Below are 20,865 nucleotides of genomic sequence, written 5' to 3' on the forward strand. Positions count from 1 at the left end.
ATACCGCTGATACGCCGAGCAAGGTTTCATTGTCTGCCACTTCTCCCTCCGTCACCTGATTATTGACCGGTAATTAATCTCGACAGCAGAAACTTCTCGCGATAGTTCATTTTCGGAAGCGCTAGATAATCTATCGGCAGTAACGTGCGTGCAGAAAGCACATGGCTTCGATGCTCGCCGCCTTTAACGTGCACGCCGGCGTGCAGCTCGCCGATCGCCCGTTGCTTGAAGTTTCTACTGATGATCCTTGTGAATTCGCCGCCACTTTCGGCCTGATCAATCGCAAGCATCGTTCTCGCGACGTCGCCGTAGTCCAGAAAGTCGGGAGCAAGAGTCCACAAGGTTTCAGCCAGATATGTCCCGGTGATATCTCGTGCGTCGAGCAGTGCCTCGACAAATCCATCTGAGTTCCGCGCGAAAGCGCGGTCGAAGGCCTGCTGCACCGGCGCCTCGGCAACCGGATCGAACTCGGCGATATCTGCGAGATCTTCAATGGCACGCGAGATCAAGCCGCGGCCCACCAGGCTCTCATGAAAGATGTCGACAAGGATGTCGAATATCGCGCCGGTGAGCGGTTGCGAAAGCTCATGCTCGTCCTTCCATCCACGCGCGAATTCGGTCATCGTCCGTTTGTTGTTGGCAGAACGTATCTGGCGATGCGGCGAAAATTCCGAAAAGCGCGCCAGGCGATTTGCAAGGTAAAGATTGCCGCGCGTCTCCGCGAGGACATTGTCGATCACGGACGGAAAATGCATGGCGGCAATCAGCGACACGCAGTCGGAAAATGCCTCCTGAAAACCAAGATATTCGGCGTACTCAGTTCCCGGACGCGGCACGCCCAATACACTGAAGATAATCGCGTGCCCCACCTCGTGGGCGATGACATCGAAATCCAAGCTGAAGGGAAGGATGCGTCCATCCTTCTCGAACTGGCTCCCAACTTCGAGGAAGCCATAGCCGTACTGAGCGTTGTCCCATTGCGGCAGGATCGTGATTTGCAGACGGTCGTAGTGATCGCGAAAATGCCAGACAAGCGGCTGACCGAGATAGCGCTCCCACACATCCAGGGTGAACCGCACGCAACCGAAGACATGGGCGGCTTCGAAGCCAGGCATCGAGGGTCGGAAATGGTCGAAATTGCCACACCCGCCGGGGGCCGCCGGCTCGAGGATTTTTCCGGTCCAAGGCGGCAGATATATGTACGGCGTTCCCAGCGGCCCGCGGTTCACACCATAACGGCAGGTCTTGCCGACCGGCTCCACAACATACATGCGATCGTCGGCCGGACCAGCTGTCAGGCTACCCAGCGGAGACGATACCTCGACAATCTCGGGGCTTGACCGAGCATCCTCAAATGGAGGCTGTACAAAAAGTCTGAACCGCGTGCCCATCCGCCCCCCAAAGAAAGACTTTATATCGGCCAGCTTAACCTTCGTCGCTTGGAGAAGTTTTAGAACATCCTAAAATAGTAGAAACCAGCCAAATGTACAGCACAGTTATTCAGAAAGCATAATCAACTTCGAATAGCGCGGGTGGCCGCGAATGGAATCGAGGTCGGAATCGTTCCTGAACCACAGCCTCATCTCGGCGCCGACTTGAGGCATCCAACCTTCAAGCACGTCAATCGCGCGGTCTACTTCGCCAAGCAGCGCATAAGTGCAGGCGGCATTGTATTGAATGTTTATGTCGTTGGGATCGGTCGCCAGGGAGCGGCCCAACCATTCCAGTGCTCGATCCCGGACACCGAGAAATGCCAGCACAGTCGCTCCAAGACAGGCAACATTGGCATTCTCCGGATGTAGCCGCATTTCTTCCTCAGCCTTTCTTATCGCGATCCGAGCATAGCTCTCGGCCTTGTCTAGCTGCCCGAGAGAACGGAAAACGTGAACAAGCATGATCGGCGCACCATAATCAGCAGGCTTGATTTCCATTGCGCGCTGAAAGTACGTGGCCGCTGGCCCGAATTGACCGTCGGTGACGCAAAACTCGGCATAGTACCGATTAGCCTCGTGACAATTGGAGTTAAGCGACAGGGCCTGCTCGAATGCAGAAACCGCCTCAGCGCGATTGCCGGCGACCGCCAACGCAAACCCCCTGGCCGCATGGGCCTCCGCCAGATTGGGATCGATAGCGATCGCCTTCGCCGTGTTCGCAAGAATGTCACCCACCGGAATCTGCATGCCAAACTGCGACCGCAGACGCGCGTCGCAAACCGCGACGCCGGCATAAGCGCGGGCATAGCCCGGATCCAATTCGATGGCTCTGGCGAAACTCTGTCTAGCCATCAGATGGTTTGAGCTCGAGGCGATGTGGTAGTACTCGCGCCCCCTCAAGTAGTGAGTATACGCTTCGACGCTGTCTGTTGGCGCCTGCTCGATTGCCTTCTTCTCCTCCGGGAGCAGCTTGACCTTAAGTTGCTCGACGATCGCCTTGGCGATCTCGTCTTGCACTTCGAAAATATTGGTGAGGTCGCGGTCGTAACGCGCGGCCCAGACGTGACCGTCGCTGGCTGCTTCGATCAATTCTGCATTAATCCTCACACGGTTTCCGTCCCTCCGGACGCTGCCCTCGACTATGTAGGCGACGCCGAGTTCCCCGGCGATGCGCTGCAGGTTCTCGTTCCGGCCTTTCCACGTGAAGACGGTATTGCGGCTCAGCACAAATAGGCCTGAGACATTTGATAAATCGGTGATGATGTCCTCAGTGATGCCGTCGCTGAAAAACTCCTGCGCGGGATCGTTGCTGATGTTAGCGAATGGCAGGATTGCAACCGACGGCTTGTTGAAGGGTGCCTGCGTATGGCCACTTGTGGCAGACGGGACCTCGCCTGAGGCTACGTTGCCCCAATCGGCAAAATAGACATGGACCGGACGGGAAATGTTCTTAACCGCCTTGGTGCCCTGGTCTGCGAAATCGAGACCGAGCTTATTTCCGACTTCGTGGCGCACAGCCGCCGAGCAAGCAATGCCACCGGGCGCTGCAAGGGCTTGTAGCCGGACGGCCACATTAATGCCATCCCCGTGAAAATCGTCCGCATCGAAGACGATGTCGCCGAGATTCAGGCCTATCCGGAACGTAAAGTGCCTGTCCGCTGGAATCCCGATGTTGCGCTCTAGCATGCCGCGCTGGATTTCGACTGCGCAGCGTGCCGCACTGAGCACGCTGCCGAACTCGACTAGGAAACCGTCGCCCATTACTTTGATTATACGCCCGCCATGGTTTGCGACCGCGGGATCGAAGAGCTCCCGGCGATGCTGACGAAGGGCATTGAGCGTATCCTCTTCGTTGGCCTCCAGGAGACGGCTGTAGCCCACCACATCGGCAGCCAGGATAGCTGCTAATCGACGTTCAACATGCTCTGCGCACATGCCCGTCTCCCCAAATCTCCCTCAAACCGATAGTCAACATCTACCTGTTTGATCATCCGTTGCGGAAGCTACCCCACGTGCTGGGGCACGAGCCTCGGGGTTCAGTGAGCGCCTTTGATCTCGGCGGCTTCGTCACTACATTAATTCTATCAGGAAAATGCTAAAAATGCAGTGCATCCATGACACAGCAGGAATACCAGCCGAAATATCGATGGCGGAAGACTTGGCCGGGAAAACACGACCAGGATTACAGCGCCTGGGACGGCAACATCGAGTTTGGGAGAATTTTCTTTGAGCGTGCGGGAGCGATGAAAGGCCGTTGGTGCTGGGCAGGCGGTTACGATCCGCGCATCAAGATGATCGTCAAGCCACGTTCGGGTTGGAGCGAGACGGCAGGCAGAGCAACCCAGAAAGTGGAAGAACACTACGAGGCATGCCTTCGTCTGAATGGCCTGTTAGCGTGAGCCATGGCTTTGCCACCACTTCGAACGCAGTAGCCGACGGCCACGCCAGGAGCGGAGCGCGCCTGCCGCCATTTCATTCTGACCTCCTATCGTTCGATCGTGCCGGTCCGGCGAATCTTCTTTTGCAGAAGCATGACGCCATAGAGCAGCGCCTCTGCCGTCGGGGGACACCCTGGGACGTAGATATCGACAGGTACGACCCTGTCGCAACCGCGAACGACTGAATAGGAATAATGATAGTAGCCGCCGCCATTGGCGCAGGATCCCATCGATATGACGTAGCGCGGTTCCGGCATCTGGTCGTAGACCTTGCGAAGAGCGGGGGCCATTTTGTTGCAGAGCGTGCCGGCGACGATCATGAGGTCGGATTGCCTCGGGCTTGCGCGCGGAGCGACGCCGAACCTTTCCATGTCATAGCGGGGCATCGCCACCTGCATCATTTCGATCGCGCAGCACGCGAGGCCGAAAGTCATCCACATGAGCGAGCCGCTGCGCGCCCAGGTGATAAGATCATCCGTTGATGTAACGAGGAAACCACGGTCCGCCAGTTCCGAGCTGAAATCCTCGAAGGAACGTCGTGGCAAGGTGGAAGCTGGGTCCGGGTTCTGCATGTCGGCCTCCCTGTCCCAATCCCAACACACAGGCCCTCGTGAAGTTCCCGCTGCGAGCAAAAGTTAGGGAAGCAAAGGACGAATTCTCCTTCGGCAAATATGAGATCTCACCTAGGCTGCTTGGGCCGGCGCGCAACAGCACCGCTAACATTTTCCTCGACCGAACCTCATCATGCTTCCTCTTGACAAGAGTGTTCACGATCGTGTTTATACGTATAAACAGCTAATACGTATTAGCAACGAGAGGGGAGAAGGAGTGGCAGGATCAAAGCGTCTGACGCAGCACGATATTGCGAAACTGGCTGGCGTCAGTCAGGCGACTGTCTCTCTCGTGCTGAACGGGACCGACACGGCTCTTGACCGCATCCCTCAGGATACGCGCGAACGTGTGCAGAAGGTCATTCGCGATACCGGCTATGTGGCCGATCCGATCGCCCGGCGCATGGTAAAGGGGGTCAATCGCATCCTTGGCGTCTTTACTTATGAGCCTGCCTTTCCGAGTGCGCAGGCAGACTTTTTTGCGCCATTCCTGCTCGGTATCGAGGAAGAGGCGCAGGCGCAAAGCTACGATCTTCTGCTTTTTACCGGTGCCGGCGTCGGCGGCAGGCGCAAAATCTTCGCGGACGGCAATCGCCTGCGGATCGCCGACGGCTGCCTGGTGCTTGGCCGCGAATTCGACCGCTCCGAACTCAAGCAACTCGTCGCCGGCGATTTTCCATTCGTTGCCGTCGGGCGGCGCGAAGATGCCGGCGGGCCGGTCCCTTATGTCGGCGGTGATTATGCTGAGGCGACGCGCGTGCTCGTCGAAAAGGCAAGGCTTTTGGGTCATCGCAAGCTCGCCTATATCGGCCCGAAAGGCTCGGCGGAATCGACTGCAGATCGCTGGAAGGGTTTCAGCGAAGCGCTCAAAGACAAGCTCGACCTTTCATTGCATATCCCGGCAGTGAACGCACCTGCCGGCGAGACCTTGGATGCCCTGCTTTCGAGCGGCGCTACGGCCGCATTCTTCATCGAGCTTGCCGACGCCATCAGACTTGAGGCTGCGGCGCACGAACGCGGATTGTCCTTGCCCGCGGATCTCTCGGTCGTCGTGATTGGAAGCCATATCCGCCCCGAGCGCAGCCGCACGCAATTTACCTCCTTCCATATCCCCCGTGAGGAAATGGCCCGCCAGGCGACGGCGATGCTGGTGCGGCGGGTGGAAAATGCCGAACCCGTACAGCAGATCCTGCTGCCGTGTGAACCCGTCGAGGGCGAGACCCTCGGCCCTGCAATGAGACGGAAATGACGATCGTGAGAGAGATGCAAACAGATATCCTGGTGGTCGGCGGCGGTCTTGGCGGCGTGGCAGCAGCCCTCGGCGCGCTTCGGGCGGGCCGGAGTGTCATCATGAGCGAGGAGTATGACTGGATCGGCGGCCAGCTGACCAGTCAGGCCGTGCCGCCCGACGAGCATAGCTGGGTGGAACATTTCGGCGTCACCCGCAGCTACCGCCAGCTTCGAAACGGCATCCGCCAGTATTACCGCGATCATTTTCCGTTGACGGAGGCCAGCCGCGCCTGGGGTGATCTCAATCCTGGTGCCGGATGGGTCAGCCGTGTCTGCGCCGAGCCGCGTGTCGGTCTGGCCGTTCTCGAAGCCATGCTGATGCCCTATCGCGGCGGCGGCAAGCTGAAGGTGCTGCAGCCCTATCGTCCGGTTGCGGCCGATGTCGAAGGCGATAGCGTCCGCACGGTGACCCTTCGCCACCGCGACACGGAAGCCGAGATCACTGTCTCGGCCACCTATGTCGTCGATGCGACGGAGCTTGGCGACCTGCTGCCGTTGACCCGCACGGAATATGCCATCGGCTTCGAAAGCCGGAGCGACACCGACGAGCCGAATGCGCCAGAGCATGCGCAACCGGAAAATGTCCAGGCCGTCTCGATCTGCTTTGCGATCGACCATGTCGATGGCGACCAGACGATCGACAAGCCGGAAAACTACGATTTCTGGCGAAGCTACGAACCCTCCTTCTGGGGCGGCCCGCTGCTTGGTTTCAAGGCCCCGCATCCGCGCACGCTCGAAACGACAACCCGCTCCTTCACGCCCAATCCGGACGACGATCCGTTGCTCGTCGACGCCGATCAGCGAAAGGGTGGCGGCGACGAGAACCTTTGGACCTTCCGGCGCATTGCCGCTCGGCGCAATTTCGTGCCGGGCGCCTACCAGTCGGATATCTGCCTCGTGAACTGGCCGATGATCGACTACATGGAAGGCTCGATCCTCGACGTCTCCGAAGAGAAAAAGGCCCGACACCTGAGGGCGGCGGCGGAACTTTCCTATTGCGTTTTCTACTGGCTCCAGACCGAAGCGCCGAGGGTGGACGGCGGGCAGGGGTTCAAGGGACTGAGGCTGCGCGGCGACATCACCGGAACCGAGCACGGCCTTGCCATGGCGCCCTATATCCGCGAAAGCCGCCGCATCAAGCCGGTGACGCGCATTGTCGAGCAGGATCTTTCCTACGCCGTTCGCGGTGAAAAGGGAGCGGTCAACTATCGCGACAGTATCGGCGTTGGCATGTACCGTATCGACCTCCATCCCTCGACCGGCGGTGACAATTATATCGATGTCCCGTCTTGCCCATTCGAGATTCCGTTGGGCGCGCTTCTGCCGCAGCGGGTGAAGAACCTTCTGCCGGCCGGCAAGAACATCGGCACGACGCACATCACAAACGGCTGCTATCGCCTGCATCCGGTCGAGTGGAATGTCGGCGAAGTGGCCGGCATGCTCGCCGCCCATTGCCTGAACAAGGGGCTGACGCCGCACCAGGTTCAGGAAAACGACGTTCATCTCGCCAACTTCCAGTCGCAGATTTCCCGGGAGGGGATCGAAATCCGCTGGCCGGACGTGCACGCCTACTAACCGACAAAAGGAGGAGGAACCATGTCGAACCGTCTGAGAATGAAATATGCCGCCATCATGGGGAGCGCCGTGCTCTCGCTGGGCCTTGCCAGCAGCGCAATGGCACAAGACGCCGTCAAGTTGCGCATGACGATCTGGAGCGCCAACGAGGCGCATTTGAAGCTCTTCAACGACATCGCTACAGGCTTCAATAAGGCGCATCCGAACGCCACGGTGACTTTCGAATCCCTGCCGTTCGAAACCTACACGACGGCGCTGACGACGCAGATCGCCGGTGGCAACGCGCCCGATATGGCCTGGATATTCGAGACCACGGCTTACGACTTCGTCAATTCGGGCGCCCTTTATCCGTTGACCGAAAAACTGACTGCCACCGAAGGCTACAATCTCGCAGAGGTCAGCCCGGGTGCTGTCGAACGCTGGTCGAAGGGCGGCACGCTCTATGCCTATCCCTTCTCGACTTCGCCATTTGGGATGTTCGTCAATAACGACCTCATCAAGAAAGTTGGCGCCAAGACGCCCGCTGAGCTGATCTCGGCCGGCCAATGGACCTGGGACAATGCAATCGCGACAGCCTCTGCCGTCGGCCAGACGGGCAAGGGCGGCCTGATCGTCCGCGACTTCAACTATCAGGCCTGGCAGAACCTCGCCTCAATCTGGACCGGTTGGGGCGCGTCGCCGTGGAGCGAGGACGGCAAGACCTGCACGCTTGGGGAAAAGCCGATGACGGACGCGCTGACCTTCATCCATGACGCGGTCTTCACCAAGAAAGCGATGCCGGGGCCTGGCGAGAACGTCGACTTTTTCGCCGGAGATGCGGCCATGACCATAACCCAGATCAGCCGCGCGTCGCTGCTGCCAAAGCAGAACGGCTTCGCCTGGGATCTCGTGCCGCTGCCGAAGGGGCCGGCCGGGGAGTACGCACTTATCGGCCAGGCCGGTATCGGCGTCATGCAGTCGAGCAAGAATGCCGAGACCGCCGCCGAATTCGTAGCCTATATGACCAATCCGGAAAACTCCGCGAAACTTGCCCAGTTCTTTCCGTCGGCCCGCAAATCTCTGCTTAACGCCGAGGTCCTGAAGAAGACCAATCCGCTGCTGTCGACCGAACAGCTGGACAAGGTCGTCATCTCCGGTATTGCGACCGGCAAGGTTATTCCGGGCCACACCGGTTTTGCCCAGATCCAGCAGGTCGTGCGCGCCGGCCTCGACAACATCTGGACGCCGAATGCCGATATTCCGGCCTCCATGCAATCAATCTGCGGCCAGATCGGGCCGTTTCTGCAGCGTTGAGGAGAGCCGTATGGCTGCCGCAGAACCCTATGCGTCCAATCCGAGCCTGCCGGCGGCGAAGCCGTCCTTCTGGACGGTGGAGCGACGTGACAGCCTCGCCGGTTTCCTCTTCATTGCGCCGCAGCTGGTCGGCATCATCATCTTCGTGATGGTGCCGCTCGGCCTCGTCTTCTGGTATTCACTGCATGAGTGGAACGTACTGGCAAATACCTTCACTTACACCGGTGCGCAGAACTACGCTCAGCTCCTGAGCGACCCTTCCCTGCCTTCCGTTCTGGGCTCAACGGCGATCTTTTCGGCCGGGCTTGTCGTGTTCAATATGAGTCTCGCATTGCTGCTTGCCGTCCTGCTGAACCAAAAGCTTGCCGGAATCACCATTTTCCGTACGCTGTTTTTCTCGCCCGTCGTCGTCTCGCTTGTTGCATGGACGATCGTTTGGAGCTTCCTGCTGCAGAAGAACGGCGGCATCAACGGAGTGCTGATGATGTTCGGCCTCGAAGGCCCGAACTGGCTACGCCAGCCAACGACGGCAATGATTTCGGTCATCGCGGTTCAGGTTTTCAAGAATGTCGGCCTCAACATGATCCTGTTCCTGGCGGCCCTTCAAGGCGTGCCGAACGAGCTCTATGAAGCAGCCCGCATCGACGGGGCGCCGCGCTTCAAACAGTTTCGCCGGATCACTTTGCCGCTGATCAGCCCGACGGTTCTGCTGACCTCGATCATAACGATCGTCGGCTCGCTGCAGGTCTTTGCACAGATTGCGGTACTCACGCAGGGCGGCCCTGGCCTCTCGACGACGGTGCTCGTCTACTATCTCTACCAGCAGGCCTTTCAGTTCCATTTCTTCGGTTACGGTTCGACGCTTTCCATTCTGCTGTTCATGATCGTCGCCGTTCTCACCTTCGCCCAGTGGCAGTTGCGCAAGAGGGTCGTCTTTTATGAAAACTGACCTGTCCCCGCGCATGAAGGTCTTCGTCTACGGGCTGATGTGCGTGCTGCTCATTCCCTTCGTCTTTCCGACCTGGTGGATGGTGACCTCGTCTGTAAAGCCGGTCAGCGATATCTTCGCCTTCCCGCCGAAATTCATCCCGACCTCTTACGACTGGACGACCTATTCGCAGGTATTCAAGCTGCAGCCCTTCGTCCATCAGTACTGGAACTCCGCCTACATCGCAGCGATCGTCACCATCGGCACGATGGCCGTGTCGTCGATGGCGGGCTACGCCTTCGCGCGCATACGCTTTCCTTTCGCCAACGCGATCTTCATGGTCGTGCTGCTTGGGCTGCTGATCCCTTCTGAAGTGACGATCGTGCCGCTCTTCCAGATGTTCCTGAAGATGGGCATGGTCAACACGCACTGGCCGCTGATCCTTGTTCCGATCTTCGGCGCGCCGAGCGTTTTCGCCACCTTCGTCATGCGCCAGTTCTTCATCTCGCTGCCGATCGAACTGGAGGAGGCGGCGCGGGTCGATGGCCTCGGGCGTTTCAAGATATTTCGCAAGATCGCGCTTCCCTTGGCGCGACCGGCGCTTGCCTCGGTCGCGATCTTCACCTTCCTGCATAGTTGGAACCTCTATCTGGAACCGATCGTCTTCCTCTCCAGCGCCGAGAAATTCACGCTGCCGCAGGCGCTGACGCAATTCACCGACGCCTATGGCGGGCCGATGTGGAACATCCAGCTCGCCGCCGCGACGCTGACTGCGCTGCCGGTGCTTATCGTCTTCATCATCGCGCAGAAGCAGTTCGTCGAAGGGCTCGCGCATACCGGCCTCAAGGGCTGAAGAACCGGATATCGATCTATGGCTGAAGTTGCACTCTCGAACGTTCGCAAGGCTTATGGCAGCCACGCCGTCATCCACGGCGTCGATCTCGACATCGCCGACGGCGAATTCGTCGTGCTCGTCGGTCCGTCGGGCTGCGGCAAGTCCACCTTGCTGCGCATGGTAGCGGGTCTTGAGACGATAACCGGCGGTGAGGTTTCCATCGGTTCGCGCATCGTCAACAATCTCGATCCGAAAGACCGCGACATCGCCATGGTCTTTCAGAACTACGCGCTCTATCCGCATATGACAGTCGCCGCAAACATGGGTTTTTCGCTAGAGCACCGCGGTGGCAGCAAGGCGGAAATCGCCGAGCGCGTCAAATGGGCGGCAGACATTCTCGGCCTCGCGCATCTGCTTGACCGCTATCCACGCCAGCTTTCCGGTGGCCAGCGCCAGCGCGTCGCCATGGGCCGCGCAATCGTGCGCGACCCGCAGGTCTTTCTCTTCGACGAGCCTCTTTCCAATCTCGATGCCAAGCTGCGCGTCGTCATGCGCGGCGAGATCAAGAGCCTGCATCAGAAGCTGAAGACAACGACGATCTACGTCACCCATGACCAGGTCGAAGCCATGACCATGGCCGACAAGATCGTCGTCCTGAATGGCGGCCGCGTCGAACAAATCGGTGCGCCGCTCGACCTTTATGATCGGCCGGTCAACCAATTCGTCGCCGGCTTCATAGGGTCGCCCTCGATGAATTTCATTCCGGGAGAGATCACCTCCGAAGGTTTTGCGGCAGCCGGTGTGATACTGCCGCTGCCCGAGGCGGCGCATGATCACAACGGCAAAAAGGCGATCTACGGCGTGCGACCGGAAAACTTCCACCTGGCCGAAGGCGGCATCTCTGTCGAGGTTGTGCTTGTCGAGCCCATGGGATCAGAGACGCAGGTGACGATGCGGATCGGACCCATAGAGCTCAACGGTATCTTTCGGGAACGCGTCTTGCCCAGGCCCGGCGAAACGATCACGGTCGAACCCGATATAAGTGCAATTCATCTCTTCGCAGCTGACGACGGCATGAGACTGAACTAGAGCCTCATATCACGTTTCGAGAATCGGAGAGCGCGAACCTTGATAGGTTTGCAACTATGCCGCATTTCAAGTGCGTGGAACTCACCGGGCGATAGATGGGCGCCTCGGCCGAAACCGAGCAGAACCTTATGGGCGCTTTTGATAAGAAAGCTCGAAAGGGGACCTCCTTGCTCGATACTTCGCTGCGCAGCGCTGAGAGCCCGGCTGTATAGGAAGACTTCGATCGCCTCATTTCGATAGTGCCCTTCCGGCTCATTGCCGCTTTCTTCTTGATCTGCCTCATATCTCAGCACGTCGTCGAGGGTGCTCACGGTTCCTTCCATTCGAGAGGAACCCACCGCTTCCTGGTTGCGCAATGGCGCAAGCAGGATCTCGCCATTGTGCATACCCTTAAGCATCTGGTCATAGCGAGCGAGCGCCGCTGATGCAGAGGCTATCGGAATTATGAGCCGATTGGCATCCATTCCCTTGGGAGGGAAATTGATCGTAGTGGTATTCCACTGCGTTTGACAGGTCGAGCGTGGGATGCTGAACCATATTTGGCTCCCAGAGTTCGGTATTTTTGCAAGATAAATAACCTTGGTCGCGCCATGGCCAACTCAATGACATTTGTCCACCAAAAACGAGGAATATTGGAAGACAAACTATTTTGAGTCCGAGTCGTGAGAGTCAATTTGTCTTGAGGTCCGAGATCCTGGATTTTTGAGAGTCAACGGGATTTGAGTCTCACGTGAGAGGTACAAACAACGTTCCCTGCCAAAATACCCAGAATCTGGCAATCAAAGTGGTCGATACCACCACTTACAGCTTCTGCGACGGTCGAGTGCGCGGCGACGATCAAGATCAAGGCGAGACTCGTCGGGGGCTGGGACGCTCATACGGTCCGGGCTGTCTCGCAGCGATCAAACGGCGAACTGGCGATAAGGCCATATCACTCCTCAGCGCCGCATGGTATATTTTGAGGCATGGCGACTAGGTGCCGCTGGAATAGCAGGTTGCTGATCGCGGCAGGTCGCGAGTGCCATATCATGACAGAGGCGCCCTGCTGCGCAGTTGCGGTACCGCTCTCGTGCACAAGGCGGAAGGCTGTTTCATGCACCGCATCGCCGTCGCAGTTTTCGCGCTTGCAGCCGTGGTCAGTTTTTCCGCGCACGCTGAGGTACTGATCGGCGTTTCAGCCGCGATGACCGGACGGCTCGCGTGGATCGGCGAACAGGGGCAGCGTGGCGCAGAGATGGCCGTGGCCGATATCAATGCGGCGGGCGGCGTTCTAGGCCAGCAGGTGCGGCTCATCGCGGTCGATGACTTCTGCGATCCAGAGCAAGCGGTGGCCGTCGCCAAAAAACTCGTGGCTGACGGCGTGGTTCTCGTCGTCGGGCACTACTGCTCTGGAGCCTCGATCCCGGCATCAGAGGTGTATGAGGCGGCGGGAGTTCTGCAGATTTCACCGGGGTCGACCAATCCGCTGCTGACTGAGCAAGGCCGCGCCAACGTGTTCCGCGTCATTGGTCGCGACGATGCGCAAGGCGTCGTCGCCGGCAACTATCTGGCCGATCATTGGGGCAACAAGAAAATTGCGATCCTTCACGATGGCACCACCTATGGCAGGGGCCTTGCCGATGAGACCAAAAAGCAGTTGAACAAGCGGGGTGTGATCGACACGGCCTACGAGGCGTACAGTCCTGCGAAGAACGACTATTCGGTTGAAATCGCTGCACTAAAGGCTTCAAAAGTCGCCGTGATATATGTTGGCGGTTATCATGCTGAAGTTGCGCTGATGGTTCGCGCTGCACACGACCAAGGTTACGCGGTTCAGTTCATCTCAGGCGATGCCCTGGCGACCGAGGAATTTGCCCTGATCGCCGGTCCAGCCGCTGAGGGAACTCTCTTTACGTTCTCCGCGGACGCACGGCGAACGCCCGAAGCGGCCCCGGTGGTGGAGCGGTTCCGTGCAGAAAACTTCGAACCTGCAGGCTATACGCTGCTGAGCTACGGCGCGGTTCAGGCCTGGGCGCAGGCGGTCAAGGAAGCCGGTTCGCTGGAGTTGCGCGAGGTGATTGCTTCATTGCGCGCCCACTTGTTTGATACTGTGCTGGGCCGTATCGACTTTGACGACAAGGGCGACCTCACGGTTCAGAGCTGGGTATGGTATATCTGGAAGGGTGGCGAGTACGTGCCATTGCAATAACGCAACGCTGATCACTGCGGATCGCGTTCGAGAAAAAAGCTGTGCGGGCCATGTTGACCACATCAGCCGGATGGATGGGTCGCCGCGATGTTTGAACGTCTCGGCATACGTGGCCGCTTACTCTTCGCCTTCTTTGGTATCAGCACCTTCGCGGTGCTCGCAACCGCTGCAGCCGTGTATGCCTTCCTGCAAGTGGGCGAGGTCGTCGAGAGGATCACGGAGCGCCGGGTCCCGTCGGCGCTTGCATCGCTCGAGCTCTCCCGCCAAGCTGAGCGGGTCGCCGCCACTACGCCGGCCGTACTTGCAACGACCAGCACGGTTCAGCACAACGAGGTCTCGGCTGCGATCGGCGTGGAGATGTCGCGCCTGGAAGGGTTGCTCGCCGCGCTCAAAGGCACCGCGGCAAGCACGGCGGCGGTGGCTGAGATCGAAGCCGCAGTGATTGGCCTGAGGCGTAATCTCAACGCCCTCAACGATCTTGTCGCCGCTCGCCTCGGTGTGGTGGCGCGCAAAGAGGAACTGCTGGGCCGTTTGTCGGCTACGACAATCGCAAGCGAGCGTCTTGTGGCAGCCGGCATCCTCGTGATGAACTCCAAGATCCCCCAGTGGCGAGTAACCGTGGCGGATGCCGCCGTACCACCCGAAGCACGCGCGGCGGCTACGACAGAGCTTGCGCAGGCAATTTCCGCCTACATCCCGCAACAGAAGGCTCAACGGGAGATTTCCGCGATCAACGAAGCGCTGCTCAAAACGGCGGTTGCACCGACGCCCGGCGACCTAGCGCTGATGTCGTTTCCGCTGCGCCGCTCGGTCGAGTCGCTTGCGACGGTGACATCGGAGATCGATGAGAAGCTGCGAACGCGGTTCCGCCAGCGTGTTGACGAGTTCGAGGGGCTGATCGACGGCCCGAAGAGCATTGCACAAGCGCGTGAGGATGAGCTCGCATTACTCGCAAAGGGCGGGAAGCTATTGGTCGAGAACGCTCAGCTCTCGCGTAATTTGACCGTTGCCGTGGATCGCCTGGTAGCTGCGGCTAACCGTGACATCACCGAGGCTGGTCATGAAGCCGCTACCGTCCAGCGCTACGGTACCGGTGTTGTTCTTGGCTCAGCCGTTCTGAGCCTCCTGAGTTCAGTTCTGATCGTATGGTTGTATGTCGACCGCAATCTTCTTGCCCGCTTGTCGGGGCTGAGCCAGAGCATGCTTGCCATCGCCGGCGGCAATCTTCGGGCACCACTGCCTGCCACGGGCCGCGACGAGATCGGCCGCATGGCCAAGGCGCTTCTGCTGTTCCGTGACACTGCGGTCGAGGTCGAAGAAAAAAACCTGCGTGAGATCGCCGAAGCGCGCCAGCGACTCGTCGATGCAATCGAGAGCATCTCCGAGGGCTTCGCCCTTTACGATGCTGAGGACCGGCTTGTTCTGTGCAACAGCCGCTATAGGGAAATCCTCTATCCCGGCATAGCCGATGCCGTCGCGCCGGGTGCGCAATTTGAGACGATTGTCCGTAAGGCAGTGGAACAGGGCCTCGTCGAGGACGCGAAAGGTCGAGAGGAGGAATGGCTCGCCGCGCGGCTTGAGGCACACTGCAACCCTAAGCAGACGCTGGTTCAACATCGCAGCCATGACCACTGGGTTCAAGTAAATGAGCGGCGCATTACCGGCGGCGGCACCGTCGCGGTCTACACCGATATCAGCAAGCTTAAGAGGCATGAAACAGAGCTCGAGATAGCCCGCGACGCGGCCATGGCGGCGACCCAGGCCAAGAGCAAGTTCCTTGCCAGCATGAGCCACGAGTTGCGCACGCCGCTGAACGCCATCCTGGGCATTACCGAAATGCTGCAGGAGGATGCCAGCGAAGCCGGCCAGGACGAACTGATCGAACCGCTTCAGCGGGTCTCGCGCGCCGGCAAGCATCTGCTCAAGCTCATTAATGAGGTCCTCGATCTGTCAAAGATCGAGGCCGGCCGCCTGGAATTGCATATCGAGGAGTTCGATATCGCAGGAATGGTTCAAGATGCTGCCACAACCGCGCAGCCCCTTGCGCAGAAAAACCGCAACCGGATCATCATCCGCTGCCCAGATGACATTGGCAGCATGCGCGCCGATCAGCTTCGGGTGCGCCAGATCCTCCTCAACCTCTTGAGTAACGCCTGCAAGTTCACGGAGAACGGCCAAGTGACGATTGGGGCGACCTGCGCGGAGCATGATGGAGGCGGTGGCGTGATATTTACCGTCGCCGACACTGGCATCGGTATGACGCCGCAGCAGATGACGAACCTGTTCCAGGAGTTTAGTCAGGCCGACAGTTCCACCACCCGCAAGTACGGCGGCACTGGGCTAGGGCTTGCCATCAGCCAACGCCTGTGCCGCGCGATGGATGGCCAGATCACTGTGGACAGCACTCCCGGCGCCGGTACTAAGTTCACGGTGTGGTTGCCCTCGGCAATCGACGTAGGCTTCACCCTGGCAGAGCAGCCGGCCCCTGGCACCGGCGTCGCCGCTGATGATCACCTTCGCCTCGTCTCGAACGTGGTCCTCGTCGTTGATGACGATAAGGCGGTGCGGGACCAGATGCGCCGGTTTCTTGCCCGCGAGGGTTGCGATGTAGTGACGGCCAGGGACGGTGCCGAAGGCCTTAATCTGGCCCGGCAGGTGAAGCCAGCGCTCATCACCCTTGACGTGCTCATGCCGGGTTGCGACGGCTGGAGCGTCCTGCAGGAACTGAAAGCGGATCCTGAGCTCGCGAGTATCCCCGTTGTGATGCTCACCATGGCGGATAAGAGGAATCGGGGGTACGCGCTCGGTGCCGCCGATTACTTGATGAAGCCGATCGACCGCGACGCGCTCCGGAAACTGATCGCCAAATTCTGGTCGGGCGCGCCCAGCCCAGCGCTTCGTGTTCTGATCGTCGAAGATGATGAGAACACGCGCCAGCAATGGCGTCGCATATTGAGTACCGAGGGTTGCGATGTGGACGAGGCCGAGAATGGCCGGGTCGCGCTGGAACGGCTCATCCGCGCGCCTCCGGATCTGATCATTCTCGACCTCATCATGCCGGAAATGGACGGCTTCGAGTTCCTTATCGAACTGCGAAAGCAGCCTGCCTTCAAGGCGATGCCGGTCGTGGTTGTGACGGCGGCGACCCTTGGCAAGGAAGACCACCGGCGTCTGAACGGTGGCGTCGAGCGCGTGCTCGCCAAAGCCGCCTTCAGCCGCAACGAGCTTCTGGAGGAATTGCGCAAGATGGTTGCTCGATACATTGTCAAACGAAGCTCACCTGACAAGGATCGCCGTGATGGTTAGGATCCTCTATGTCGAGGACAATGAGGACAACGTCTACATGCTGTCCGCGCGGCTAAGACGAAAAGGCTACGAGGTAGTCGTCGCCACCGACGGCGATCAGGGCGTGGCGCGTGCACGATCGGACGCCCCGGCGCTTATCCTGATGGACTTAAGCCTTCCCGTCCTCGACGGCTGGGAGGCGACAAGACGTCTCAAGGCATTGGCTGAGACGCGGGGTATTCCCGTGATCGCACTCTCGTCGCACGCGATGGCTGGCGACCGCGAAGCAGCACTGGCCGCCGGGTGCGATGACTTCGATACCAAGCCCGTCGACTTCGCGCGCCTGCTTGGAAAGATCAAGGCCCTGCTTCCAAAGGAGTCGATGCCATGAGTGAGGTTGGACCTGCCCTGCTTGTCGTCGATGATAACGAGGACAATCGCTTTACACTGACCGAACGCTTGAAGCGAGAAGGCTACCGGAACGTGGGATGCGCCAGCAATGGACGGGAGGCGCTCGAAATGCTGGCAACGAGACTGTTCGACCTTGTGCTGCTCGACATTACGATGCCGGAAATGGACGGCTACCAGGTGCTCGAGCACCTGAAGGCCGACACAACGCTGCGCAACATTCCGGTTGTCATGATATCGGCGGTCGATGAGATCGACAATGTGGCGCGCTGCATCAGCCTCGGCGCCGAGGACTATCTGGCCAAACCGTTCAACGCGGTTCTGCTGCGTGCCCGCGTGGCCGCCTGCCTGGAAAAGAAGAGGCTGCGCGACCAAGAGGCGGTATATATGCAGCAAATCGAAAACGAAAAGCGCCGAGCTGACGAGCTTCTGTACGCCATCCTACCGGCCGGCGCGGTGCGCGAGCTCAAAGCGACCAATGAGGTCCGGCCCCGCCGATACAATGAAGTCGCGGTGCTATTCTGTGATATCGTTGGCTTCACAGCCTATTGCGATGAGAATCCGCCGGAGAAAGTGGTGGAGGATCTTCAGGCGCTGATCGGCGAATGCGAACGAATCGTCCGTCAGCATGGAATGGAGAAGATCAAGACTATCGGCGACGCCTTTATGGCTACGGCCGGCCTGTTTGATCGCATGCCAGATCCGGTTTTTGCCAGCTTGCAATGCGGACTCGACATGGTGACGGCATCACGCCGCATCGAGCCCAAATGGGAAGTACGAGTCGGCGTTCAATTCGGTCCAGTTGTGGCGGGGATCATCGGGCAGCGGCAATACGTGTTCGACCTGTGGGGCGACACGGTAAATATGGCCTCCCGGATCGCAGCCCATGCTAGCCCTGGGACCGTAGCGACCAGCGGGGCCACGTGGCATCGCATTCGCGAGCGGGGTCGCGGGCGCTCACTGGGCTTCGTAGAAATCAAGGGCAAGGGTCGGATTGAACTGATCGAATGCCAGGAACTTCGTTGAGGGGACCGGAACAACCCTAGCCACCCTTCGCCATGCAGTTCGTCTTGCCAGGCTGAGACGTTCCTGAGCGGCGGATGTGGCCGGCATGTGCCGGTGACATCGTGTCCGTGCATTTACCGGATCGGCACATCCCTCTGCCTTGCAGCGGTCAGAAGCCGCTCATGAATACCATTGATTGCAGGAGCGATCATGTAGCCGTTCTCCAGATCGCCAATCATGACCGACTGCTCGCGCGGTGCTGCCAGCCAATGCAATCCAATGAGAGCGCATATCATAGCATCGATCTTGTCCTGGTCAGCTTTCATCGGCGCCGCGTTTGCTGAGACGGCTGAACACCATGACTCTAGTTGCGCCAGGGCTCGAAGCTCTCCGAATTTCCGGACCGTTTCTGACACAGACTGCCAATGCGCGAACTTAAACGTCTTCCGGTTGGCTGGATTATATTTTGGAGCGCCGAGGCGGCGGCAATAGGTATTCTCGATTGCGAGTAATGCCAGGGCAGGAAAAACTTCGAGAAGAAATAATCCTTCATGCGCTGTTCTTGCAAGTTCGGGATCCTCGATTGCACCAAGTGCGCCCTTGAACCGCCAGATTGGCGCAGCAGCATCGAACATGCCAAGCTTCGATCGGTTCGCCGGTTGAACGCCGCCACCTACCCAGGAAATGAGCGATCCGGCAACCTTGTCGACGGGTCGCGAGCCGCTCAGATTTGGGACAATTGTCGGCTGATCAAGAGCGACCAGGCATTTGCCAACTTGCCCTCGCTCGCTATGGATGATCTCTACCGCCTCGTTGAAGGAGGCGAGCCGGGGCATGAAGTGCAATCGCGACCCCGCTTCGTCTTCGCGTAAGACGCAGATCCCTCCTGGCGCCCTGGGATTGTCTGTCCAGGCAGAGTCGAACCCAATCACAGATGTGGTCGAGGTGCTCATTCCATCCCTCTTCAGGCAGACTCACTCCTGCAGAACATAGCTGGAGCTGCGTCCTCCAGCCGCTTCCCTTCTGAGGATACCGCGCCGCAGAAGGTCGTTTATATCCCTCAGCGCAGTGTCCGGCGAGCACCTTTCAATTGTGGCATATTTCGAGGACGTGAGCTTTCCATCGAATCCGTCGAGGAGGCGATTGGTCCTGTCACGTTGGCGGTCATTGAATGTTTCGCCCTCGTGTTGCTTCCAGAATTCGGCCTTGAAAAGCACATCTGAGAGGGTTTCCTTCGCACCTCCTAGGCGCGGTCAAGGCATTGCAGGAACCAGTCCAGCCACGGCGTCACGTCAAGGTCCCGGGCTTTGTGCGTCCTCTCCAGAATATCGTAGTAAGCTTTCCGGTCGAGAGGATTTGCGCCGGCATGCTGTAAAAGCGTTGCGGGCTATCTTCGGACCGGGCAAGCATCATATCCGCTATAGCACGAGCGATGCGGCCATTGCCGTCATCGAAGGGATGGATGGTCACAAACCACAGGTGGGCCAGGCCCGCCTTTAGGACAAGATCAATGTCCTCGCCGCTATTAAACCAGTCGAGAAATGCGTTCATTTCGGGGTCGAGCCGTTCTGCGGCTGGCGCCTTATAGTGGACGCGGTCATTGCCGAGCGGACCTGAGACGACCTTCATCGGCCTCGACTTGTCGTCGCGCCAAGCGCCGACAACAATTCTCATCATGCCGCTGCGACCAGTCGGAAGAAGCGCCGCATGCCAGCCGAACAGGCGTTTGTCGGTCAAGGATTCGTCGAATTTCTGCGTGGCATCGAGCGTCATCTCGATGACGCCCTCAACATCGCGCGATCGGCGGGCAGCACCGCGCCAGCCTCAATGCCAAGGCGACGGGCAATCGATGACCTGACCTGCTGGCGGTCGAGGTTTTCGCCTTCGATCTCGCTGGATTTGATAACGTCTTCGGTCAGCGTCTTGAGAATGGCTTCCTGGCGTAATGGGAAGCCTAGCGCCTGCATATGGCCAAAGAGTCTGCCCTGCCGATGCCGGACGGTGACGAGCTGCTGGGACAGGTTTTCCAGCTTCCATTCGATCTTGGGCCATTCCGGCAGTTGATGAATGTACTTGGACATAATCCCCGCATCTCCTGCGGAGATTATGCGTCCTATTCGCCGCATGCCTGTCTTGCCCATGCAGGTTGCTCGTATCTTTCGCGAGCGCGTCCTGCCCACGCCCGGCGAAACAATCACTGTCGAGCCTGAGATAAGAGCAATTCATCTCTTCGCAGCTGACGACGGCGTGAGACTGAACTAGAACCTAGGGATACCGGAACGATCCCGAATTCTTCGAGGGCAACAGCCGGCTCGGCCGTTAAGGCTGGCTTCATAATCTTGCGCGGCTGAAGAGCAAAACCGACCGGAGGCCAGTAGTGATGCCGAGAGGACGACAGAGAAGCCGTCTTACGACAAGGGTCACTTAAGGATCGAGACCTGATGCACCAGCCATTTGATGCGCTTGCGCTCACATTCCGGCACCGTA

At 59.0% G+C, this 20,865-nt stretch carries 15 protein-coding genes and 3 pseudogenes; 12 read left to right on the forward strand and 6 right to left on the reverse strand.

Annotation, left to right across the window (positions count from 1 at the left end):
• Positions 1-59: 59 nt before the first annotated feature.
• Together N2599_RS20875 and N2599_RS20880 are read right to left on the reverse strand one after the other, a co-directional pair.
• Complete coding sequence (locus N2599_RS20875) at positions 60-1,391, reverse strand: gluzincin family metallopeptidase (protein ID WP_027513606.1); 1,332 nt, start codon at positions 1,389-1,391, stop codon at positions 60-62.
• 105 nt (positions 1,392-1,496) lie between these two features.
• A complete protein-coding gene (locus N2599_RS20880; RefSeq protein ID WP_027513605.1) occupies positions 1,497-3,368 on the reverse strand; it encodes an adenylate/guanylate cyclase domain-containing protein in 1,872 nt (623 codons plus the stop codon).
• A gap of 179 nt (positions 3,369-3,547) precedes the next feature.
• On the opposite strand from N2599_RS20880, the gene N2599_RS20885 reads away from it, so the two are divergent.
• Positions 3,548-3,832: a hypothetical protein gene (locus N2599_RS20885; RefSeq protein WP_037144090.1), complete on the forward strand. Its 285-nt coding sequence runs from the start codon at positions 3,548-3,550 to the stop codon at positions 3,830-3,832.
• Positions 3,833-3,918: 86 nt separating this feature from the next.
• On the opposite strand, the pseudogene N2599_RS20890 reads toward N2599_RS20885, so the two are convergent.
• Positions 3,919-4,386: pseudogene (locus N2599_RS20890) on the reverse strand (NuoB/complex I 20 kDa subunit family protein); the annotation flags it as partial.
• 313 nt (positions 4,387-4,699) lie between these two features.
• On the opposite strand from N2599_RS20890, the gene N2599_RS20895 reads away from it, so the two are divergent.
• Genes N2599_RS20895 through N2599_RS20920 form a run of 6 tightly spaced genes read left to right on the forward strand, consistent with a single transcriptional unit; the run spans position 4,700 to position 11,492 of the window.
• Positions 4,700-5,731 (forward strand): LacI family DNA-binding transcriptional regulator, encoded by a 1,032-nt coding sequence (locus N2599_RS20895; RefSeq protein WP_027513603.1) that lies wholly within the window; start codon positions 4,700-4,702, stop codon positions 5,729-5,731.
• A 14-nt stretch (positions 5,732-5,745) separates the two neighbouring features.
• Positions 5,746-7,347 carry an FAD-dependent oxidoreductase gene (locus tag N2599_RS20900; RefSeq protein WP_027513602.1) on the forward strand — a complete coding sequence of 534 codons (1,602 nt, stop codon included), beginning with the start codon at positions 5,746-5,748 and terminating at the stop codon, positions 7,345-7,347.
• Positions 7,348-7,368: 21 nt separating this feature from the next.
• A complete protein-coding gene (locus N2599_RS20905; protein ID WP_027513601.1) occupies positions 7,369-8,640 on the forward strand; it encodes an ABC transporter substrate-binding protein in 1,272 nt (423 codons plus the stop codon).
• A gap of 10 nt (positions 8,641-8,650) precedes the next feature.
• The gene (locus N2599_RS20910; RefSeq protein ID WP_027513600.1) at positions 8,651-9,589 is read left to right on the forward strand and encodes a carbohydrate ABC transporter permease; all 939 of its coding nucleotides are present in this window, start codon (positions 8,651-8,653) and stop codon (positions 9,587-9,589) included.
• Positions 9,579-10,421 carry a carbohydrate ABC transporter permease gene (locus N2599_RS20915; protein ID WP_027513599.1) on the forward strand — a complete coding sequence of 281 codons (843 nt, stop codon included), beginning with the start codon at positions 9,579-9,581 and terminating at the stop codon, positions 10,419-10,421. The genes N2599_RS20910 and N2599_RS20915 overlap by 11 nt, the downstream gene beginning before the upstream one ends.
• An 18-nt stretch (positions 10,422-10,439) precedes the next feature.
• Positions 10,440-11,492, forward strand: coding sequence for an ABC transporter ATP-binding protein (locus tag N2599_RS20920; RefSeq protein WP_027513598.1), 1,053 nt, complete (start codon positions 10,440-10,442; stop codon positions 11,490-11,492).
• Here N2599_RS20920 and N2599_RS20925 read toward each other — a convergent pair.
• A complete protein-coding gene (locus N2599_RS20925; RefSeq protein ID WP_027513597.1) occupies positions 11,489-11,956 on the reverse strand; it encodes a Fic/DOC family N-terminal domain-containing protein in 468 nt (155 codons plus the stop codon). The two genes, N2599_RS20920 and N2599_RS20925, sit on opposite strands and share 4 nt — an antisense overlap.
• A gap of 629 nt (positions 11,957-12,585) precedes the next feature.
• On the opposite strand from N2599_RS20925, the gene N2599_RS20930 reads away from it, so the two are divergent.
• The 5 genes and pseudogenes from N2599_RS20930 (at position 12,586) to N2599_RS20950 (ending at position 18,399) form a co-directional block, all read left to right on the forward strand.
• Positions 12,586-13,680, forward strand: a complete 1,095-nt coding sequence (locus tag N2599_RS20930; protein ID WP_027513596.1) for a branched-chain amino acid ABC transporter substrate-binding protein — start codon at positions 12,586-12,588, stop codon at positions 13,678-13,680.
• 87 nt (positions 13,681-13,767) lie between these two features.
• Positions 13,768-15,462: pseudogene (locus N2599_RS20935) on the forward strand (PAS-domain containing protein); the annotation flags it as partial.
• A gap of 3 nt (positions 15,463-15,465) precedes the next feature.
• On the forward strand, positions 15,466-16,986 hold the full coding sequence (locus N2599_RS20940; protein WP_244914732.1) for a hybrid sensor histidine kinase/response regulator: 1,521 nt from the start codon (positions 15,466-15,468) through the stop codon (positions 16,984-16,986).
• The gene (locus N2599_RS20945) at positions 16,979-17,356 is read left to right on the forward strand and encodes a response regulator (protein WP_027513595.1); all 378 of its coding nucleotides are present in this window, start codon (positions 16,979-16,981) and stop codon (positions 17,354-17,356) included. Before N2599_RS20940 ends, N2599_RS20945 begins: the two co-directional genes overlap by 8 nt.
• Positions 17,353-18,399, forward strand: a complete 1,047-nt coding sequence (locus N2599_RS20950) for an adenylate/guanylate cyclase domain-containing protein (protein WP_027513594.1) — start codon at positions 17,353-17,355, stop codon at positions 18,397-18,399. Before N2599_RS20945 ends, N2599_RS20950 begins: the two co-directional genes overlap by 4 nt.
• Positions 18,400-18,512: 113 nt before the next feature.
• On the opposite strand, the gene N2599_RS20955 is transcribed toward N2599_RS20950, so the two are convergent.
• Complete coding sequence (locus tag N2599_RS20955) at positions 18,513-19,331, reverse strand: DUF429 domain-containing protein (RefSeq protein ID WP_027513593.1); 819 nt, start codon at positions 19,329-19,331, stop codon at positions 18,513-18,515.
• Between the two features lie 21 nt (positions 19,332-19,352).
• Positions 19,353-20,459, reverse strand: a pseudogene (locus N2599_RS20960) (Fic family protein).
• Between the last annotated feature and the right edge of the window lie 406 nt (positions 20,460-20,865).

This window comes from Rhizobium sullae, from assembly GCF_025200715.1.
Lineage (GTDB): Bacteria > Pseudomonadota > Alphaproteobacteria > Rhizobiales > Rhizobiaceae > Rhizobium > Rhizobium sullae.

Coding starts and splice junctions, on each gene's coding strand:
- N2599_RS20875 (WP_027513606.1), bottom strand. CDS start 1,391: ATGGGCACGCGGTTCAGACTTTTTGTACAGCCTCCATTTGAGGATGCT.
- N2599_RS20880 (WP_027513605.1), bottom strand. CDS start 3,368: ATGTGCGCAGAGCATGTTGAACGTCGATTAGCAGCTATCCTGGCTGCC.
- N2599_RS20885 (WP_037144090.1), top strand. CDS start 3,548: ATGACACAGCAGGAATACCAGCCGAAATATCGATGGCGGAAGACTTGG.
- N2599_RS20900 (WP_027513602.1), top strand. CDS start 5,746: ATGCAAACAGATATCCTGGTGGTCGGCGGCGGTCTTGGCGGCGTGGCA.
- N2599_RS20905 (WP_027513601.1), top strand. CDS start 7,369: ATGTCGAACCGTCTGAGAATGAAATATGCCGCCATCATGGGGAGCGCC.
- N2599_RS20910 (WP_027513600.1), top strand. CDS start 8,651: ATGGCTGCCGCAGAACCCTATGCGTCCAATCCGAGCCTGCCGGCGGCG.
- N2599_RS20915 (WP_027513599.1), top strand. CDS start 9,579: ATGAAAACTGACCTGTCCCCGCGCATGAAGGTCTTCGTCTACGGGCTG.
- N2599_RS20920 (WP_027513598.1), top strand. CDS start 10,440: ATGGCTGAAGTTGCACTCTCGAACGTTCGCAAGGCTTATGGCAGCCAC.
- N2599_RS20925 (WP_027513597.1), bottom strand. CDS start 11,956: ATGGATGCCAATCGGCTCATAATTCCGATAGCCTCTGCATCAGCGGCG.
- N2599_RS20930 (WP_027513596.1), top strand. CDS start 12,586: ATGCACCGCATCGCCGTCGCAGTTTTCGCGCTTGCAGCCGTGGTCAGT.
- N2599_RS20940 (WP_244914732.1), top strand. CDS start 15,466: ATGAGCCACGAGTTGCGCACGCCGCTGAACGCCATCCTGGGCATTACC.
- N2599_RS20945 (WP_027513595.1), top strand. CDS start 16,979: ATGGTTAGGATCCTCTATGTCGAGGACAATGAGGACAACGTCTACATG.
- N2599_RS20950 (WP_027513594.1), top strand. CDS start 17,353: ATGAGTGAGGTTGGACCTGCCCTGCTTGTCGTCGATGATAACGAGGAC.
- N2599_RS20955 (WP_027513593.1), bottom strand. CDS start 19,331: ATGAGCACCTCGACCACATCTGTGATTGGGTTCGACTCTGCCTGGACA.